Below are 17,383 nucleotides of genomic sequence, written 5' to 3'. Positions count from 1 at the left end.
GCCGTCGCGCACCCGGCGCGCGCCGCTCAGGTCTTGTTGCGGAACTTGCGTACGGCCAGCGGCGCGGTCACGAGCGTGATGGCGACCGCCCAGGCGAGGGTGATCAGGACCGGCTGGGCGACCGCCCCGTGGCCGCTGAACAGGTGGCGCGAGGCGTCCGCGAGGTTGGACAGCGGGTTGACCTTGGTGAACCCCTCCAGCCAGCCGGGCATCGACGAGGTCGGCGTGAAGATCGAGCTGCCGAACTGGAGCGGCATGATCACGATCATCGCGAGGCCCTGGACGGCCTGCGGCGTCTTCACCATCAGTCCCAGCAGGATGAAGATCCACATCAGTGAGGCGCCGAAGACCAGGGACAGCGCCACCGCGCCGAGCACGTGGAACACGGACCCCGAGACCGACATGCCCAGCAGGAAACCCATGATCATCAGGATCGCCGTGGCGATCACCATGCGCCCGATCTCGACGAGGATCTTCGCGATGAGGACGGAGGACCGGGCTATCGGCATGGTGCGGAACCGGTCCATCACCCCCTTGCGGAAGTCCTCGTTCACGCCGGTGCCCACGGCCATGGCGATGTTCATGCCGTTCATCGCCATGAGGCCGGGCACCAGATAGCTGACGTACTCCTGCTGGTTCCCCTTGCCGGAGATCGCGCCGCCGAAGACGTAGGTGAACAGCAGCGTGAAGATGATCGGCATCAGCAGGACGTCGAACATCGACTCCGGGTCCTGCTTGATCTGGAGCAGGTTGCGGCGTGCGAGCGCCCCGATGTGCCGCAGATTGGCGCGCAGGCCGATCCGGCCCTCGCTGTCGTCCAAGGCCCGCACGGGCGCGGTCAGGGTGGCGGCGCTCATGCGCGTACCTCGCTTCGGTCGGTCCTGCGGTGGTGCGGCGCGAGCCGGCGTGAACTCGTGACCCCGCTCATACGGCGGCCCCGGCGGGCTCCCGCGTACGGTCGTCGGCGTCCGCGTCGGCCAGCGATGTCTTCTGGCCGGTGATGGCCAGGAACACCTCGTCCAGGCTGGGCAGATGGGTGTCGATCCCGGCTATCGCGAACCCCCGCTCGCCCAGCAGGCCGACGACGGCCGTGAGCTGCTCGTCGCTGATGATGGCGACGTTCACCACGCCCTCGGACTCGTCGACGGTCGCCCCGCCGATCCCGTCCAGCCCGGCCTGCGCCAGCGCGCCGACCATCCGGGGCAGCTCGCCGCGGTCCGTCGGGCGGATCCGCAGGGTGCGGCCCCCGACCTTCGCCTTCAGCTCGTTCACCTCGCCGCCGGCGATCACCCGGCCGCGGTCGAAGACGGTCAGCTCGTCGGCGAGCTGCTCGGCCTCTTCCATGTACTGCGTGGTGAGGAGCACGGTGGTGCCCTCGCCGGCCATCCGCTGCACCTCCGCCCACACCTCGTTGCGGGTGCGCGGGTCGAGGCCGGTGGTCGGCTCGTCCAGATAGAGCACGGACGGCTGCCCGGTCAGGGACGCGGCCAGGTCCAGCCGCCGCCGCATGCCGCCGGAGTACTGCATCGCGGGCTTCTTGGCGGCCTCCGTCAGCGAGAACCGCTCCAGCAGGTCGTCCGCGCGGCGCCGGGCGCCGGCGCGGGACAGGTCGAGGAGCCGCCCGATCATGTAGAGGTTCTCGTACCCGGACAGCTTCTCGTCCACCGAGGCGTACTGCCCCGTCAGCCCGATCACCCGACGCAACTGCCGGGGCTGCTTCAGCACGTCGTACCCGGCCACCCGCGCGGTGCCCGCGTCGGGCCGCAGCAGCGTCGCCAGGACCCGTACGAGCGTGGTCTTCCCCGCTCCGTTGGGCCCCAGGACGCCGAGGATGGTGCCCTCGCGTACGTCCAGGTCCACTCCGTCCAGGGCCTTGGTCGCGCCGTAGTGCTTGACCAGCCCCCGGACCTCCACGGCGTTGCCGCCGCCTTTTTCGAGGTCGTTGTATCGCGTCATGTGGCCAAAGTGCCAGGGGCGGCCGACAGCACGCCGACAGCCCACCGACAGCCGGGCCGCGCCGCCGACAGGCCGCTGATACGCGCAGGCCGGCGTGGTCGCGTACCGCTCGGCGCAGCCGCCCGCGGCCCACTGCTCGCCGGGTTTACCACTGTTTTCGGAAGATCCACCGGAATGTCCTGAACGCGCGGTGGCCAAGGACTGGTTGCGGCCCGGGGGAGCGGGCAGCCTGGCGGGACCATTCGGCAGCGACGATGGGAGTCAGCCATGACTCAGCGTGCCTCCGGTTCCTCATCCGTCGGATCCTCGTCCGTGCTCGTGGACAACCCTTCCGTCAGGTTCTCGTCCGCGCCCCAGCGCCCCGCCCTCGCCCACCTCGGCCACCCGTCGCTACGGGCCTCGGACAGCGGCGCCCGGCGCCGCGCGGCCGGCGAGGCGCCCCGCGTGCTGCTCATCGTGCCCTCGTACACCCGCGTCGTGGAGCCCGCGCCGTCCCCGAGCTCCTACCGGAGCCTGGGGCTGGACACCTTCGAGGTGATGAAGCGGGCCGGCACCCCGATCGGACTGCTGCGCATCGCGGCCGGCGCCCGCCGGGCCGGCTTCGACGTGCGCATCATCGACTCCCCCTTCGCGGGCTGGGAGCACGAGCGCACCTTCGTCGCCCTCGACACCGGACACCTGGTCCGCTACGGGCTGGAGGACGCCGAACTGCTGGCCCGCATCGAGGAGTTCGAGCCCGACATCGTCGGAATCCAGTGCATCTACACCGTGCAGTGGGGCAACGCGCGGGCCCTCGCCGACCTGGTCAAGGGCGTCGATCCGGACATCGTGACGGTCACCGGCGGTGCCCATTCCAGCGGCGACTGGCGCAACGTCCTGCCGGATTCCCCCTTCGACCACATCGTCCTCAACGAGGCCGACCAGACGTTCACGGCGCTGCTGGAGGCGCTCACCACGCCCGAGGGCGACCTCGACTCCGTACCGGGCATCGCCTACCGCCGCGGGGACGGCTCGCTGGTGCGGACCACGGCGGCCGGCCCGTACATGCGGATCCTCCCCAAGCGGCAGGGGCTCGACCAGCGCCTCGGCATGATGCCGATGCCCGACTTCGGCATGCTGGACATGAGCCAGTACGAGCAGGCCTACCACTCCTCCGGGGCGCGGGTGCGCACCACCGGGTCCTGGGCGCAGATCTTCTCCACCATCGGCTGCAACGTGGGCTGCGACTTCTGCTACATCCCCATGATCAACGGGCCGTGGCGCGCCCTGGGCACCGACTGGTTCGACCTGCACCTGGCCGAGATCGTCAAGCACGGCGTGAGCGAGGTCCTCATCGAGGACGACCACCTGATGCACGACCCGCTCTACGCGATGCGGGTGTGCGAACTCCTGAAGAAGCACGACCTGCCGTGGGTGGAGGAGGGCGGCCTGAGCCTGTTCAACCTCATCCTGCTGCACAAGGGGCAGAGCTTCGTCGACGGCATGGACGACAAGGAGCGCCGCAACCCCAACTTCCGCAACGTCATCGCCGCGATCCGCGACGGCCTCACCTTCCGGGACCTGGTGCGGGCCATGGCCGACGGCGGCTGCTACAGCGTCTACCTCGCCGTGGAGAGCGCCAACGAGGAGAGCCTGGTGCGGTCCAGCAAGCCCAGGCTGAACTCCATCCAGCGGGCCACGACGGAGATCGTGGAGATCTTCACCGAACACGGCATCCAGGTCACCGGCGGATTCATGCTCGGCTTCGTCAACCCGCCGGTCGCTCCGGGCGGAGAGCCGTACATCGAGTCCCTGGAGCAGATCGAGAGGACGATCGACTACGCGGTGACGCTGATGGGGCACGGCATGGCCTACGCCAACCCGTTCATCGTCACCCCGCTGCCCGGCACGAAGATGTGGGAATTCCAGAAGGACTACGTCGTACGCCACTACGACAACGGCTGGTCGCACGAGAAGGCCACCATGGCGACGGAGAGCTGGACCGCCGAGGACATCGAGCGGATGCGGCTGGAGCTGCTGGTACGGGCGAACGGACCGCGAAAGGTGATCGAAATGGTGCGGCGCGGCACCTGGCCGGTGGACGCCTGACCGGCAGCCCTCACCCGCCGGTACGAAGCGGCGCGCCGCCCTGCTTCAAGGTCCGCATGCCGTGGGCGAGTTGGGTGAGCGCGTCGCCGGTCTCCACCAGCAGCGCCCCCGGCGCCAGGTCCAGCAGCCAGTTCCGCGCGTCCGCCTCCCGGCCGCCGGGGACGCCCAGCACCGCCCGGTAGTACCCGGAGGTGTAGGGCACCCGGTTGCCCGGCGTCCCCACGAAGGACCTCACCTCGATCCCCGCCGGGCCCGGGGGCAGCCGGACCCCGTTGCGCACCGGCAGCTCCAGGGCCACCCGGTCCGTACCCGGCCGCGGGAACGGTGCGCCGAGCGCGGCCGCGACATGGGCGGCGTGGGGATCGAGCAGGCTGCTCGCCCAGCTCATGTTCGAGACCCCGCCGAACCGGCCGTTGACCTCGATGACGCGCAGCTCGTCCGCGTCGGACACGGCGAAGTCGATCTGCCACGGACCCGCCGGCCGGTACCCGTCCACGATGTCCCGCACCAGGCCGGTCAGCGACCCCCGCACCCGGTCGGGCAGGCCCGCGGGCTCGACGCGGACGCGCCGGCCCGGCGCGCACTCGCTGTCGAGCGGCCCCAGCGAGGCGACGGGCCAGGCGACGGTGGACTCCGGCCCGCTGAACAGCTCGACGGCGAACTCCTCGCCCCTGACCGTCTCCTGGGCCACCACGGGATACACCGCCGTACGGCAGGCGTCGTCCAGGGAGCCGCGGTCGCTCACGGAGTAACGCCCGGCGTGCGACTCGCTGCGGGCCTCCTTGACGATGACGGGCGGCCCGATCGCCTCGACGGCGGCGCGCAGCGCCTGCCCGTCCTCGCAGACCAGCCCCCGCGGCACGGGCCAGCCGCGCCGCTCCGCGACCTCGTGGAAGCCGACCTTGTCGGTGGCCAGCGCCGCGAATGCCTCGGAGTGCACGAGCATGCGCCGCCCGGCCGCCGCCGCCCGCCAGCGGGGGCCGATACGGGCATAGGCGGGCAGCAGCTGCTCCTGGCCGGGCGAGTTCATGTTCGGGATGGCGATGTCGGCGCCGTAGCCCTCCAGGAGCGTCAGCACGTCCTCGTCGGCCGGATCGGGCGGCAGCCGCCCGCACACGACGCCGGGCCCGAGGAAGGAGCCGAGCTCCACGGAGCCCAGCACCACGACGTCGCAGCCTTCGCCGCCGTCGCCGTCCGCCCGCTCCAGCGCCGCGACCATCCGGTCCGCGCGGTACTCGCCCAGGACCACGACTCGCATCATCCGCACCGCCGTCACATGCCGAGGGGAGAGTGGGGCCTTCCGAAGCGCACGGCCCGCCGCCCCGGTGAAGGGGCCCCGGGCCGGGAGAGCCCGGCGGCTCTCCGCACAACTCTGCCCCGCCGCGCCGCCCAGCACACCCGCCCCGGCCGCCGTCGGCCATGTGGGCCAAGGCGAGGGCGGCGACCCGCCGGGGCCCTCGGCCGTACGGCGCATGACGCCCGTACGGCGGGGGCGGCGCGGCTCAGCGCACGACCCGGCCGCGCAGGACGATCCGGCGCGGCCGGCGCAGCACACCGGGGTCGGACCGGGGGTCGGCGTCGTACACGGTGACGTCGGCGAGACCGCCCTCCACCAGGCCCGGCAGCCCCAGCCACGCCCGGGCCCGCCAGCTCGCCGCGCCGATCGCCGCCTCGGCGGGCAGCCCCGCCTCGATCAGCCACTCGACCTCGCGGACGACATCGCCGTGCGGCAGCGAATCGGTGCCCGCCAGGACGGTGACGCCCGCCTCGTGCGCCTCGCGGGCGCGCCTGATCATCGTGCGGTGGCCTTCCTGCCACAGGACGTCCCGGTCCAGGCCGCGCTCCGCCCGCCAGGGGGCGCTCTTGCCGAAGGCGGTCAGCGTCGGCACGTACGCCGTGCCGTGCGCGGCCATCAGCGGGAGCGCTTCGGCCGGCATGGCCATGCCGTGCTCGACGGAGTCGACGCCCGCGCGGGCCGCGTTCAGAGAGCCCCGCTCCGACTGGCAGTGCGCGGCGATCCGCCCGCCCGCCGCGTGCACGGCCTCGGCCGTGGCGCGCAGCAGATCCAGCGGTACGGGCGCGGCCTCGAAGTCCCAGTCGGCCATGACCTTGCACCAGCCGTCGCCCGCGCGGACCTCGCGCACGGCCGCGCCGGCGAGGTCGTCCACGACCGTATGGAACTCCGCGTGCTGGGAGAGCCCCGACCACGCCAGCCACGCCCCGGCCGTGACGAGCCGGGGCAGGTCGGGCGAGGCGCGCAGCGCGGACGGCACCGGGCCCTCCAGGCCCGGGCAGCGCAACACGGCGACGCCCGCCTCGCGGTGCTCGGCGCAGTGCGCGGCGAACGCACCGGTGTCGAACGCGCCGTCCGCGCACAGCCCCGGGTGCGTGTGCAGATCGGCCAGACCCGGCAGCAGATAGCCGCCCTCCGAGACCGTCTCGGCCTCCTCGGCCGGGCGGCGGAAGGTGACGCGGTCGCCGAGCAGCCATATGTCCCGGCGCGCGCCGCCGGGCAGAACCGTGCCGTGCAGGTGAAGAGCCATGGACCGGGAGCATGCCGTACGCGGCCCCGGCCGCGACCGGCGGGGCATGGCGCCCCGGCCCGGACGCCGGGTACGCGTACGGGCCGGGGCCCGTACGGGCCGGGAGTCAGCCGGGTACGCGTACGGGCCAGGTCCCAGCCGCCTGCGCGAACGGCCCGGTGCCTAGTGGAAGCTGTGTTCCGGCGCCGGGTACGCGCCGCCGACGACGTCCTCCGCGAACGCCTTGGCCGCGTCGCCCAGCACCTCGCGCAGCTGGGCGTACTGCTTGACGAAGCGCGGCACGCGGCCCTCGGTCAGCCCGGCCATGTCCGTCCACACCAGGACCTGCGCGTCGCAGTCCTGGCCCGCGCCGATGCCCACCGTGGGGATGTGCAGGACGCGCGTGACCTCGGCGGCCAGTTCGGCCGGCACGACTTCGAGCACGACCGCGAAGGCCCCCGCGTCCTGCACCGCCTTGGCGTCGCGCAGGAGCTGCTGGGCGGCCTCCTCGCCGCGGCCCTGGACCGGGTAGCCGCCGAAGGCGTTGACGGACTGCGGGGTGAGGCCGATGTGGGCCATGACCGGTATGCCGGCCGAGACCAGCAGCTCGATCTGGTGGGCGGAGCGCTCGCCGCCCTCCAGCTTGACGGCCTGCACGCCCGCCTCCTTGACCAGGCGCGTCGCGTTGCGCAGCGCCTGGACCGGGCTCTCCTGGTACGCGCCGAAGGGCAGGTCGCCGACGATGAGGGCGCGCTTGGTGCCGCGTACGACGGCGGCGGCCAGGAAGGTGATCTCGTCCATCGTGACGGGCACGGTGGAGTCGTAGCCGAGGTGGCAGTTGCCCATGGAGTCGCCCACCAGCATGACGGGGATGCCGGCCTGGTCGAAGACGGAGGCGGTCATCGCGTCGTAGGCGGTGAGCATCGGCCACTTCTCGCCGCGCTCCTTGGCGGCGGCGATGTCGCGGACGGTGATCCGCCGGGAGCTCTTTCCCCCGTACAGCGCCTTGTGGCTGCTGTCGGGCCTGCTCGCGGCGGGGGGCGCCGGCGTGCCGGGCGCGGTCTGCTCGGATGTCGAGGCATGCGTCATTGCCATGGCTCCTGTGTCAGTCGTCTCGAAGCGCCCGTACGGCGTCTCCGGATCGCTTCCATGCTGGCATGCCGCGCGTCGCCTCGGAAGGGTCACCCGTTCGTAAAGTATTTCCAATACGGAACGGGGCCGTATCGAAATCGGCCTACGCTGCGCCCATGGCAACCCCCTCCGGCCCCCGAGGCCCCCGCGAACCGGACCCCGCGCGCCGGGTCCCCGACGCGGTGCACGGCAAGCGCTGGGCGATCCTCGCCGTCCTGCTGTTCAGCCTGCTCGTCGTCGTGCTGGACAACTCGATACTCAACGTCGCGATGAAGACCATCGCCTCGCCCGCACCCACCGGACTGGGCGCCACCCAGAGCCAGTTGGAGTGGGCGATCAACTCCTACACCCTCGTCTTCGCGGGGCTGCTCTTCACCGCCGGGCTGCTCGGCGACCGGCTCGGCCGCAAGAAGACGCTGCTCCTGGGCATGGCGGTGTTCGGCATCGGATCGGTGCTCTCCGCGATATCCGGCTCCTCCGGCGAACTCATCGCGTTCCGGGCGGTGATGGGGTTCGGCGGTGCCTTCGTGATGCCCGCCACGCTCGCCATCATCATGAACGTCTTCGAGCGCGACGAGCAGCCCAAGGCGATCGGCATCTGGGCCGGCGCCGTCGGCCTCGCCATCGCGATCGGCCCGATCACCGGCGGCGTGCTCCTCGACCACTTCTGGTGGGGCTCCGTCTTCCTCGTCAACGTCCCCATCGTGATCGTCGCGATCATCGCGATGGTGATCCTGGTCCCCGACTCCAAGGACCCGAACCCCGGCCGGCTGGACCCCGTCGGCGTGCTGCTGTCCGTCGTCGGCCTGGTCCTCCTCGTCTACGGGATCATCAAGGGCGGCCAGCTCGCCGACTTCACCGCCCCCGAGGTCTTCGGCACGACGGGCGGCGGCGTGCTCGTACTCGTGGCGTTCGTGCTGTACGAGCGGCGCGCCAGCCACCCCGCCATCGACGTCCGGTACTTCCGCGACCCGGCCTTCTCGGCGGCCGTCTCCTCCATCGCCCTGGTCTTCTTCGCCCTGATGGGCGTCACGTTCTTCATCGTCTTCTACACCCAGAGCGTGCGCGGCTACACGCCCCTGGAGTCCGGACTGCTGATCCTGCCGCTCGCCGCCGCCCAGATGCTCTTCGCGCCGCGCGCCCGGCTGGTCGTGGACAGATTCGGCGCGCGGGCCGTGTGCACCACGGGCATGCTGCTGGTCGCCGCCACGATGGCCGGGTTCCTGCTGCTCGGCACGGACACCCCGATCTGGGTGCTTGAGGTCCTCTTCTTCCTCCAGGGCACCGGAATGGCGCACATCATGCCGCCCGCCACCGTCTCCATCATGCAGTCGCTGCCGCGCGAGAAGGCCGGCTCCGGCTCCGCCGTCAACAACACCTTCCGCCAGGTCGGCGGCGCGCTCGGGGTCGCCGTCCTCGGCTCGGTGCTCTCCACCACCTACCGCGACGGCATTCAGGACAAGCTCGGCGCGCTGCCCCCGGAGATACGGCACGCGGCGGGCGAGTCCATCGAGGCGACGCTCGGCGCGGCCGAGCGGATGGGCCCCGCGGGCAAGGCGCTCGTCGGCCCGGCCAACGACGCGTTCATCCACGCCATGCACGTCACCGTCGTCGGCTCCGCGGCCGTCGCCGTGCTCGGCGCGGTCGTCGTCGCGGTCTTCCTGCCCGGCCGCCCCGAGGCCCGTACGGACCTGCCCGCGAAGCCCGCCGGGGCGGCCCCGGACCGGACGGGGGCCGACGCGTGAGCCCGCCGCCCCCGCCGTCCCCCGGCCGGCCCCGCAGCGCCGCCGTCGACACGGCCGTCATCGAGACCGTGCTGCGGCTCCTGGAGGACGGCGAGTCGATCGGCGGGCTGTCCATCGAGCGCATCGCCCGCGAGGCGGGCGTCGGCAAGGCCGCCGTCTACCGGCGCTGGACGGGCAAGGAGGCGCTGATGATCGACGTCCTGCGCACGCTGGACGAGGCCCAGCCCGAACTGCTCGGGGAGTCGGTCCGCGCCGACCTCGTCGCCCTTCTGGAGACCATGCGCCGGCGCGGCCTGGCCAAGCGGCACTCGGCGCTGCTGCGCACGGTCCTCAATCAGGTGAAGGCGCACCCGCGGCTCTGGGAGGAGTACCACGACACGGTCGTACGGGCCCGGCGCGAGGCGCTGCGCGCCGTGCTGCGGCGCGGCGTCGCCACCGGGGAGGTCCGCGGGGACCTGGACCTCGGGCTGACCGTCGACCTCTTCAGCGGTCCGATGCTCGCCCGCGCGGTCCTGCACGAGCGGGCCGACCTGCCCGAGGGCCTCGCCGAGCAGATCGTCGACGCGGTGCTGGCGGGGGTGCGGCCCAGGGGGTGACCCGGCGGTTTCGGCCGTGACCGGGTGATGCCCCGGCGACCCGCTGCCGCGCTCTGCGGCCGCCGGGGCGCCGTCGGCTCCCCGCGTATCGGATTCGACTGTCAGCGCTCTGAATTCGACCGTTCCCGAGCTGTTCCGACCGGACGTGCGCTGGATTATGCCCGTTGTGTCACAGCAGGCCCGTATGGACCGGTGCGCAGGAACCCTCACGGGTTGCCCGATCGTCCTCACCTACGACCGACGCTCCCGCCCGGAGCGCGCAATCGACCCCCTGCCGTCGCCTAAAGTCGAAAGACCCAGCGGCCGGCGCGCCGAGCACGAGGCCGGGGATCACCACGCGGAGCAGTGAGGACAGCGGATGCCGCAGGCACACATGGAGGAAACGGACCGCGAAGGGGCCGTGGCGCAGCGCACCGGCACCCGTGCCAGCCGCCTCCTCGACCGGTGGCGCGACGGCGGGATCTGGCGGCGCGGCCTGATCCTCGCGGCGCTCGCCATACTGCTCGGCCTGCTCATGGCGCTCCACGCGGCCCTGCCCAACGACGTCGGCAACCTCGGCAGCCTCACCGAGACCTTCCTGCCCTGGCTCGGCCTCGGCGTCCCGGTGCTGCTCGTCCTCGCCCTCGTCCGCCGCTCGGCCACCGCCCTGATCGCGCTCCTGCTCCCGGTCATCGTCTGGGCCGACCTCTTCGGCGGGCTGATCGGCGACAAGACCGGCAAGGGCGGCAACCTCACCGTCGCCACCCACAACGTCAACGCGGAGAACCCCGACCCGGCGACCACGGCGAAGGACGTGGCCGCCTCGGGCGCGGACGTGGTGGCGCTGGAGGAGCTCAAGACCAGCGCCGTGCCGACGTACGAGAAGGCGCTGGCCGGCACGTACAAGTACCACAGCGTGCAGGGCACGGTCGGGCTGTGGAGCAAGTACCCGATCTCCGGCGCCCAGCCCGTCGACATCAAGATGGGCTGGACGCGGGCGATGCGCGCCACGGTGCGGACGCCGCAGGGCCCGGTCGGCTTCTACGTCGCCCACCTGGCGTCGGTACGGGTGAAGTTCAAGGCGGGGTTCACCGCCAACCAGCGCGACGCGAGCGCGGCGGCGCTGGCCAAGGCCATCCGCTCCGAGCCGGAGCAGAAGGTCATCCTGCTCGGCGACCTCAACGGCACGATGAACGACCGCTCGCTCGCCCCCGTCACCTCCCAGCTGCGCTCGGCGCAGGGCGCCGTGGGCAACGGCTTCGGCTTCAGCTGGCCCGCGTCCTTCCCGATGGCCCGCATCGACCAGATCATGGTCAAGGGGATGGACCCGGTCTCGGCCTGGACCCTGCCCGAGACGGGCAGCGACCACCTGCCGGTGGCGGCGTCCGTCAAGATTTAACGCCGCGCACATCTCAAGGAACAATCGGCCTGCGAGGCTTTGTTTCGCAATTCGCAAGAGGAATTCGCGCGAAACCCAGCTTTTGGAAGGTCTTACATGCCCCTGGCGCTGCTCGCCCTGGCGATCTCTGCCTTCGGTATCGGCACCACCGAGTTCGTGATGATGGGCCTGCTGCCCAACGTCGCCGACGACCTGGGCACCTCGGTGCCCACCGCCGGCTATCTCGTCTCCGCCTACGCCATCGGCGTCGTCATCGGCGCACCCCTGCTCACCGCCCTCGGCTCCCGCGTCCCGCGCAAGCGGATGCTCGTCCTGCTCATGGCACTGTTCACGGTCGGGAACCTCGCCTCGGCGCTCGCTCCCAACTTCGGCCTGCTGATCGCCGGGCGGGTACTGGCCGGACTGCCGCACGGCGCGTTCTTCGGCGTCGGCGCCGTCGTGGCCGCCCGGCTGGTCGGCGAGGGGCGGCAGGCGCGCGCGGTCGCCACGATGTTCCTCGGCCTCACGGTCGCCAACATCGTCGGCGTGCCCGCCGCCACCCTGCTCGGCCAGCACCTCGGCTGGCGCGCCACCTTCCTGGTCGTCGCCGGGATCGGGCTCGCCGCGATGGCGGCGCTCGCCCTCCTCGTACCGCGGCTCTCCCGCGATCACCAGGGCGGCCTCGGCCAGGAACTGCGCGCCATGGGCAACCGGCAGGTGCTGCTCGGTCTGCTCACCGCCGTCTTCGGCTTCGGCGGTGTCTTCGCCGTCTACAGCTATCTCTCCTCGATGATGACCAAGGTCACCGGCTTCTCCGACACCTCGGTGACGCTGGTGCTCGCCCTCTTCGGCATCGGCATGACGCTCGGCGCGCTCGCCGCGGGCCCGCTCACCGACCGGGCGCTCCGACCCACGCTGTACGGGTCGCTGGGCGCCCTCGCCGTCGTGCTGGTGGTCTTCGACTTCACGGTGCATGTGAAGTGGGCGGCGCTGATCACGGTCGTGGTGCTCGGCGCGGTGGGCTTCATGACCACCACGCCGCTCCAGATGCTGGTGATGTCCAAGGCCCGGCACGCGCCGACGCTCGCGTCGGCGTCCAACCACTCCGCCTTCAACCTGGCCAACGCGGGCGGCGCCTGGCTCGGCGGCCTCGCCATCGGCGCGGGCTGGGGCTGGACGTCCCCGGCGCTGGTCGGCGCGGTGCTGGCGGCGGCGGGGCTGGGCATCGCCCTGACGGCCGGATTCCTGGACCGGGGGACGCCGCCGGGTGGCAGCACCCGGGTCGTCGCCCCGCGCGGCAGCGAGACGCCCAGCAAGGAGCCCGCCGCGTAAGGCGGTCCCGTCCCGCCCAGCCGGTCGCGGCGGCGCCGGACCACCGCCGCGACCGGCTGAGCGGCTGGTCTTCACCGGCCCACGGCTCGTGGCCGCCGAGCCGCGGCGGCACGGCGGGCGCGTCCGGCTCCCCGCCGGTGTCGCACGAGGGCGCGCGCCCCGTTCGGCCGCGGCTCGGCGGCCGATATCGACCCTGTCGGCCCACCGCCGACGGCGATCACGTCGATCATCACCACACCCCTCCCGTACCTGACGTTCCGCCTTCGGGCGGTGACCCTGCGGCACTGCCGGGCCTTGCCGTGGGCCCTTTGGTGCGTTATAAGTTGAAGTGGCAAGGAGTTCGACGACGTCCTTGCCCCATCCTTTGCCGATACTCAGCTCCCCGGCCGGCGGCGTGAACCGGCTGAGGCGCGCGACTGTTCGTCCTTCGCCCCGGGCCGGCTGTGCTGCGGAACTGCCCGTTCCCCGGGGGTGTGGGGGCGGGCCGGTGCGGCGGCGGTGGCCGCCGTCTCCGTGAGCCGGGCAAGCCGGTGCGCTGATCGTTTTCTCCGGTGGTGCCGGGTGCGCGGCAGCGGCCTCCGGGGGCTGGGGCGGTCCTAGCGGGCCGCCTCCGCCTCCTCGGCGGTGGCCGACCGCACGCGGTCCGCCGGCAGGGTCCACTCCGGGCCGCCGTGTACCGGGCGCAGATACACCTCGCCCAGATACGAGGCCATGACATGGCCGACGGTGCCCGTACGGATGTCCACGACGAGTGGCCTCTGCGTTGGGGAGCCGCGCTCCCCCAGTGAACTTTCCATGGTCTGAATATCGGTCACCCGGCGGCGCCCTTTAACTCCCGTGCCCCGGACGTATCGCACTCGTTGGGACTACCGTCCTTAGTGGCCCGAACGTCCCAGGGGAAGCCTTGAACACAGCTCTGCGCGATGCTATGGCAGCGTCACGTATGACCGCCGGATGCCTCGCCCGTACAGTCGGGGTGTCGACCAAGACCGCGGAACGATGGCTGTCGAACCCCGCTCGCGTCCCGCATCCACGGACCCGGGACGGGGTGGAGGCGGCGCTGGGAGTGAGTGCCGACGTGCTGTGGCCCAAGAGCATCCGTTCCGCCATGAAGATGGGCGCGGATCGGGAGATCGTGTCAGCCTACCCGTACCGCAACGCGTGCCCCAGGTCGGTGTGGGCCGCGCTCATCCACTCCGCCACGCGCAACATCACCTTCGCGGGGTACACCAACTACTTTGTCTGGCAGGAGCATCCGCGTCTCGCCGCGCGGCTCACGGCCAAGGCGGCGGCGGGCTGCGAGGTGCGTTTCCTGGTGGGCGACCCGGCCTCGGAGGTGACGCGCCGCCGCGAGGAGGTCGAGGGGGTGCCGCTGACCGTCTCCACGCGGATCAGGATCACCCTGGCCGCGCTGGAGGAGGCGGGCGAACGGTCGGGCATCGAGGCCCGGTTCAGCGATGAGCACATCGCGCTGTCGGTCTTCGCCTTCGACGACCAGATGCTGGTGACGCCGCATCTGTCGAGTCTCCTCGGCCACGAGTCGCCGATGCTGCATCTGCGGCGGCTGGGGGACGACGGGCTGTACGACCGGTTCGCGGGCCATGTCGCGGCGCTGTGGGAGGACGGCCGCCCGGTCTGGGCGCGGCAGATGCGCTGAGCCGACCGGGTGGATCTACGGGCCGGCCCCGGCGCGCGTACGTTCGGGGCCGCCGCCGTCGGCCCGGCGGGCGCGGCCCCCGGGGGATGGTTCAGGCGGGCGGTGGGCTGTCGAGGATCACCACGCCGTACTGCCCCAGCACGCCGGTGTGTTCGGAGTCGTCGCGCGCGTCGGCGGGGCGCGGTGACGCGCCGGACCCGGGGGTTTGTCAGGCGCATGCGGACTCTTAGCGGTCCGTTAGTGGAACGCCAACGCGATCTTCGAAGCTGGTTGTCGTCAGGGAACGAAACGAGAGACCAGAGCAACGGGAGACACGATGAACACCGTCACCAACCGCCTCCGTGGCCGCGCCGGCCGCCGCGTCGCCGCCTCCCTCGCCGTCGCCGCGGCGCTGGGCCTCGGTGCCACGGCCTGCGGGCAGGACGACGGGCCGGCGAACACCGCGAGCTCCTCGAACTCTTCGGCCGCGTCCGGATCGCAGCACGACTCGGCCCCGGCCAAGTCCACCGGCGGTTCCTCGGACGGCTCCGCCGCCCAGGGGCAGAGCAGCGGCAAGTCCGCGCCGAAGTCCGCCGACGGCGGCGAGACCGCCCCCGAGGGGAGCGGCGTCGCCAACGCGGGCAACCACCGCGTCTTCGAAGGCAGGATGAGCTACCTCGCGCCCGGCAAGATCCTCGTCAAGCCCGAGGACGGCGGCAAGGCCCAGAAGCTTGAGGTCGCCAACGCCGTGGAGGTCCGTGGCGCGGCCGCGATCTGCGGCGCCGCCGATGGCACCGTGACCATGGGCAAGGACGGTTACGGCACCAAGAGGTGCAACGCGGACCAGCTGGAGAAGGCCGCGAAGACCGACCACGTGGTCGTCCGCGTCACCATGGACACCAAGTCCGATGCCCCCGTCCCCGACCTGATCGAGGAGAAGTACCACCCGTAAGCCCCCGCCCCATGACTCCGCGCGCTCGGTGGACCCCCGCCCGGGCGTGCGGGCCCGCTCAGGCGCACGGACCCGACCGGTTCACCCCGGTGCGGGTCCGCCGCGGGTTTCGGGGCCCTGGCCCGTACCGTTCGACGAACGGTACGGAGCGGCCACCCGGCTCGTGGCGCCCGGTGGCCAGCTTCGGCCGGGGTCAGCCCGTCTCGCGCCAGCGGTTGGTGATGGGCAGCCGGCGGTCCTTGCCGAACCCCTTGGCGGAGATCTTCGTGCCCGGCGGGTACTGCCGCCGCTTGTACTCCGCGGTGTCGACCATCCGCAGGACGCGCGTGACCAGCTCCGCCTCGAAGCCCGCCGCGATGATCTCGGCGCGGCCCCGGTCGCGGTCCACGTACAGCTCCAGGATCTGGTCCAGGATGTCGTAGTCCGGCAGCGAGTCCGTGTCCACCTGGCCGGGCCGCAGCTCCGCGCTCGGCGGCTTGCTGATCGAGTTCTCCGGGATGGGCGGGGTGAGGCCGCGCTCGGCGGCCGACCGGTTGCGCCACCTGGCGAGACGGAAGATCGAGGTCTTGTAGACGTCCTTGATCGGCCCGTACGCGCCGACGGAGTCGCCGTAGAGCGTCGAATAGCCGCAGGCCAGCTCGGACTTGTTGCCCGGCGCGAGCACGATGTGGCCCTCCTGGTTGGACAGGGCCATCAGCATGGTGCCGCGCAGCCGCGACTGGAGGTTCTCCTCGGCGAGGCCGGTCAGGCCCAGCGAGCCCATGTAGGCGTCGAACATCGGGCCGATGGGGACCGTGCGGAAGTTCAGCCCCGTGCGGCGGGCCAGCTCGGCGGCGTCGCCGATCGAGTGCTCGGAGGAGTAGCGGGAGGGCATCGCGACCCCGTACACGTTCTCCGCGCCGACCGCGTCGCAGGCGATGGCGGCGACCAGTGCCGAGTCGATGCCGCCCGACAGCCCGATGAGCACGCTGCGGAAACCGTTCTTCGCGGCGTACGCGCGGAGCCCGACCACCAGCGCGGCGTAGACCTCCTCGTCGTCGTCGAGCCGGTCGGCCTGCCCGCCCGGCGTCTCGGGCTCGTAGGCGGGGAGCGGGTCGGCGGAGAGCGTCACATGCTCGATGCGCAGGCCGTCGTCGACGGTCCCGGCGGGCGGCTCGGCCGCGGCGGCGGGGAGGTCGAGGTCGACGAGCACGCACCCCTCGTCGAACTGCGGGGCCCGCGCGATGACTTCGCCGTCGCGGTCGACGACGATCGAGTCGCCGTCGAAGACCAGCTCGTCCTGGCCGCCGGTCATCGCCAGGTAGGCCGTCGTGCAGCCGGCCTCCTGCGCGCGCTTTCGCACCAGGTCGAGGCGGGTGTCGTCCTTCTCCCGCTCGTACGGGGAGGCGTTGACGGAGACCAGCAGCCCGGCCCCGGCGCTGCGGGCGGCGGGCACCCGGCCGCCGTCCTGCCACAGGTCCTCGCAGATGGCGAGCGCGACGTCGATGCCGCGCACGCGCACCACGGGCAGCGTCTGGCCGGGCACGAAGTAGCGGAACTCGTCGAAGACGCCGTAGTTGGGCAGGTGGTGCTTGGCGAAGCGCAGGGCGACCCGGCCGCCGTGCAGCACGGCCGCGGCGTTCTTCGGGGCCCCGGCGGGCCGGCCGTAGCGGGGCCGCTCCGTCTCGTCGCGGTCGAGATAGCCGACGATCACCGGCAGCTCCCCGAAGCCCTCGGCGGCGAGGCGGGCGGCCAGCGCGTCCAGCGCGGCGCGGCTGGCGTCGACGAACGAGGACCGCAGCGCGAGGTCTTCGACGGGGTAGCCGGTCAGCGCCATCTCGGGGAAGGCCACCAGATGGGCACCCTGCTCGGCCGAGTGCCGGGTCCAGTGGAGGATCGTCTCGGCGTTCCCGGCGAGGTCGCCGACGCAGGAGTCGATCTGGTTCAGAGCGAGGCGAAGTTGAGGCACGCGCCCAGTGTAATCGTCTGTCTGACGCGATGGGGTGTGACCGCGGCCACCCGGCGCGGGTGTCCGCCGTGTGCGGCAGTCGTCCACCGACTGCCGCATCCTTGGGTCGGGCGTGTCGGG

At 72.2% G+C, this 17,383-nt stretch carries 15 protein-coding genes; 8 read left to right on the top strand and 7 right to left on the bottom strand.

The features are described from left to right. Positions 1–26 precede the first annotated feature (26 nt). Both AC07AB_RS08120 and AC07AB_RS08115 read right to left on the bottom strand, forming a co-directional pair. Entirely contained in the window at positions 27–857 is an 831-nt protein-coding gene (locus tag AC07AB_RS08120; RefSeq protein ID WP_478561948.1) for an ABC transporter permease, read from the bottom strand. Between the two features lie 67 nt (positions 858–924). Further along, entirely contained in the window at positions 925–1,956 is a 1,032-nt protein-coding gene (locus AC07AB_RS08115) for an ATP-binding cassette domain-containing protein (protein ID WP_478561945.1), read from the bottom strand. A gap of 267 nt (positions 1,957–2,223) precedes the next feature. Between AC07AB_RS08115 and AC07AB_RS08110 the strand changes: the two genes are divergently transcribed. Continuing rightward, positions 2,224–4,044: a B12-binding domain-containing radical SAM protein gene (locus AC07AB_RS08110; protein WP_478561942.1), complete on the top strand. Its 1,821-nt coding sequence runs from the start codon at positions 2,224–2,226 to the stop codon at positions 4,042–4,044. A 10-nt stretch (positions 4,045–4,054) separates the two neighbouring features. On the opposite strand, the gene AC07AB_RS08105 is transcribed toward AC07AB_RS08110, so the two are convergent. After that, a complete protein-coding gene (locus AC07AB_RS08105; RefSeq protein ID WP_478561939.1) occupies positions 4,055–5,302 on the bottom strand; it encodes a hypothetical protein in 1,248 nt (415 codons plus the stop codon). Between the two features lie 244 nt (positions 5,303–5,546). Then, complete coding sequence (locus tag AC07AB_RS08100) at positions 5,547–6,587, bottom strand: amidohydrolase family protein (protein WP_478561937.1); 1,041 nt, start codon at positions 6,585–6,587, stop codon at positions 5,547–5,549. On the opposite strand from AC07AB_RS08100, the gene AC07AB_RS08095 reads away from it, so the two are divergent. Further along, complete coding sequence (locus tag AC07AB_RS08095) at positions 6,586–6,753, top strand: hypothetical protein (RefSeq protein WP_478561935.1); 168 nt, start codon at positions 6,586–6,588, stop codon at positions 6,751–6,753. The genes AC07AB_RS08100 and AC07AB_RS08095 overlap by 2 nt on opposite strands. Here AC07AB_RS08095 and panB read toward each other — a convergent pair. Beyond that, positions 6,750–7,655, bottom strand: a complete 906-nt coding sequence (gene panB / locus AC07AB_RS08090; RefSeq protein ID WP_478562626.1) for a 3-methyl-2-oxobutanoate hydroxymethyltransferase — start codon at positions 7,653–7,655, stop codon at positions 6,750–6,752. The genes AC07AB_RS08095 and panB overlap by 4 nt on opposite strands. 158 nt (positions 7,656–7,813) lie before the next feature. On the opposite strand from panB, the gene AC07AB_RS08085 reads away from it, so the two are divergent. From AC07AB_RS08085 to AC07AB_RS08070, 4 genes are all read left to right on the top strand, one after another. Further along, on the top strand, positions 7,814–9,442 hold the full coding sequence (locus AC07AB_RS08085; RefSeq protein WP_478561932.1) for an MFS transporter: 1,629 nt from the start codon (positions 7,814–7,816) through the stop codon (positions 9,440–9,442). Further along, positions 9,439–10,038, top strand: coding sequence for a TetR/AcrR family transcriptional regulator (locus AC07AB_RS08080; RefSeq protein WP_478561929.1), 600 nt, complete (start codon positions 9,439–9,441; stop codon positions 10,036–10,038). The genes AC07AB_RS08085 and AC07AB_RS08080 overlap by 4 nt, the downstream gene beginning before the upstream one ends. Before the next feature lie 358 nt (positions 10,039–10,396). Continuing rightward, entirely contained in the window at positions 10,397–11,416 is a 1,020-nt protein-coding gene (locus AC07AB_RS08075; protein WP_478561926.1) for an endonuclease/exonuclease/phosphatase family protein, read from the top strand. Positions 11,417–11,512: 96 nt separating this feature from the next. Continuing rightward, a complete protein-coding gene (locus AC07AB_RS08070; RefSeq protein ID WP_478561923.1) occupies positions 11,513–12,727 on the top strand; it encodes an MFS transporter in 1,215 nt (404 codons plus the stop codon). 596 nt (positions 12,728–13,323) lie between these two features. Here the strand turns inward: AC07AB_RS08070 and AC07AB_RS08065 are convergent. Further along, entirely contained in the window at positions 13,324–13,524 is a 201-nt protein-coding gene (locus AC07AB_RS08065) for a hypothetical protein (protein WP_157854260.1), read from the bottom strand. A gap of 179 nt (positions 13,525–13,703) precedes the next feature. On the opposite strand from AC07AB_RS08065, the gene AC07AB_RS08060 reads away from it, so the two are divergent. After that, on the top strand, positions 13,704–14,384 hold the full coding sequence (locus AC07AB_RS08060) for a DUF5919 domain-containing protein (protein ID WP_478561920.1): 681 nt from the start codon (positions 13,704–13,706) through the stop codon (positions 14,382–14,384). Positions 14,385–14,700: 316 nt separating this feature from the next. Beyond that, positions 14,701–15,315: a hypothetical protein gene (locus AC07AB_RS08055; protein WP_478561917.1), complete on the top strand. Its 615-nt coding sequence runs from the start codon at positions 14,701–14,703 to the stop codon at positions 15,313–15,315. A gap of 193 nt (positions 15,316–15,508) precedes the next feature. On the opposite strand, the gene AC07AB_RS08050 is transcribed toward AC07AB_RS08055, so the two are convergent. Further along, on the bottom strand, positions 15,509–17,263 hold the full coding sequence (locus AC07AB_RS08050) for an NAD+ synthase (protein ID WP_478561914.1): 1,755 nt from the start codon (positions 17,261–17,263) through the stop codon (positions 15,509–15,511). Between the last annotated feature and the right edge of the window lie 120 nt (positions 17,264–17,383).

The sequence above is a fragment of the Streptomyces sp. NPDC044033 genome (assembly GCF_056434425.1).
Note: the sequence above shows the minus strand (reverse complement) of the source record. Positions and strands in the feature narration are given on the sequence as shown.

Bases quoted from the DNA above. Each gene is read 5' to 3' on its own strand.
- AC07AB_RS08085 (WP_478561932.1), top strand. From the start codon at position 7,814: ATGGCAACCCCCTCCGGCCCCCGAGGCCCCCGCGAACCGGACCCCGCG.
- AC07AB_RS08100 (WP_478561937.1), bottom strand. From the start codon at position 6,587: ATGGCTCTTCACCTGCACGGCACGGTTCTGCCCGGCGGCGCGCGCCGG.
- AC07AB_RS08105 (WP_478561939.1), bottom strand. From the start codon at position 5,302: ATGCGAGTCGTGGTCCTGGGCGAGTACCGCGCGGACCGGATGGTCGCG.
- AC07AB_RS08065 (WP_157854260.1), bottom strand. From the start codon at position 13,524: ATGGAAAGTTCACTGGGGGAGCGCGGCTCCCCAACGCAGAGGCCACTC.
- panB (WP_478562626.1), bottom strand. From the start codon at position 7,655: ATGACGCATGCCTCGACATCCGAGCAGACCGCGCCCGGCACGCCGGCG.
- AC07AB_RS08070 (WP_478561923.1), top strand. From the start codon at position 11,513: ATGCCCCTGGCGCTGCTCGCCCTGGCGATCTCTGCCTTCGGTATCGGC.
- AC07AB_RS08055 (WP_478561917.1), top strand. From the start codon at position 14,701: ATGAACACCGTCACCAACCGCCTCCGTGGCCGCGCCGGCCGCCGCGTC.
- AC07AB_RS08095 (WP_478561935.1), top strand. From the start codon at position 6,586: ATGGACCGGGAGCATGCCGTACGCGGCCCCGGCCGCGACCGGCGGGGC.
- AC07AB_RS08115 (WP_478561945.1), bottom strand. From the start codon at position 1,956: ATGACGCGATACAACGACCTCGAAAAAGGCGGCGGCAACGCCGTGGAG.
- AC07AB_RS08110 (WP_478561942.1), top strand. From the start codon at position 2,224: ATGACTCAGCGTGCCTCCGGTTCCTCATCCGTCGGATCCTCGTCCGTG.
- AC07AB_RS08075 (WP_478561926.1), top strand. From the start codon at position 10,397: ATGCCGCAGGCACACATGGAGGAAACGGACCGCGAAGGGGCCGTGGCG.
- AC07AB_RS08120 (WP_478561948.1), bottom strand. From the start codon at position 857: ATGAGCGCCGCCACCCTGACCGCGCCCGTGCGGGCCTTGGACGACAGC.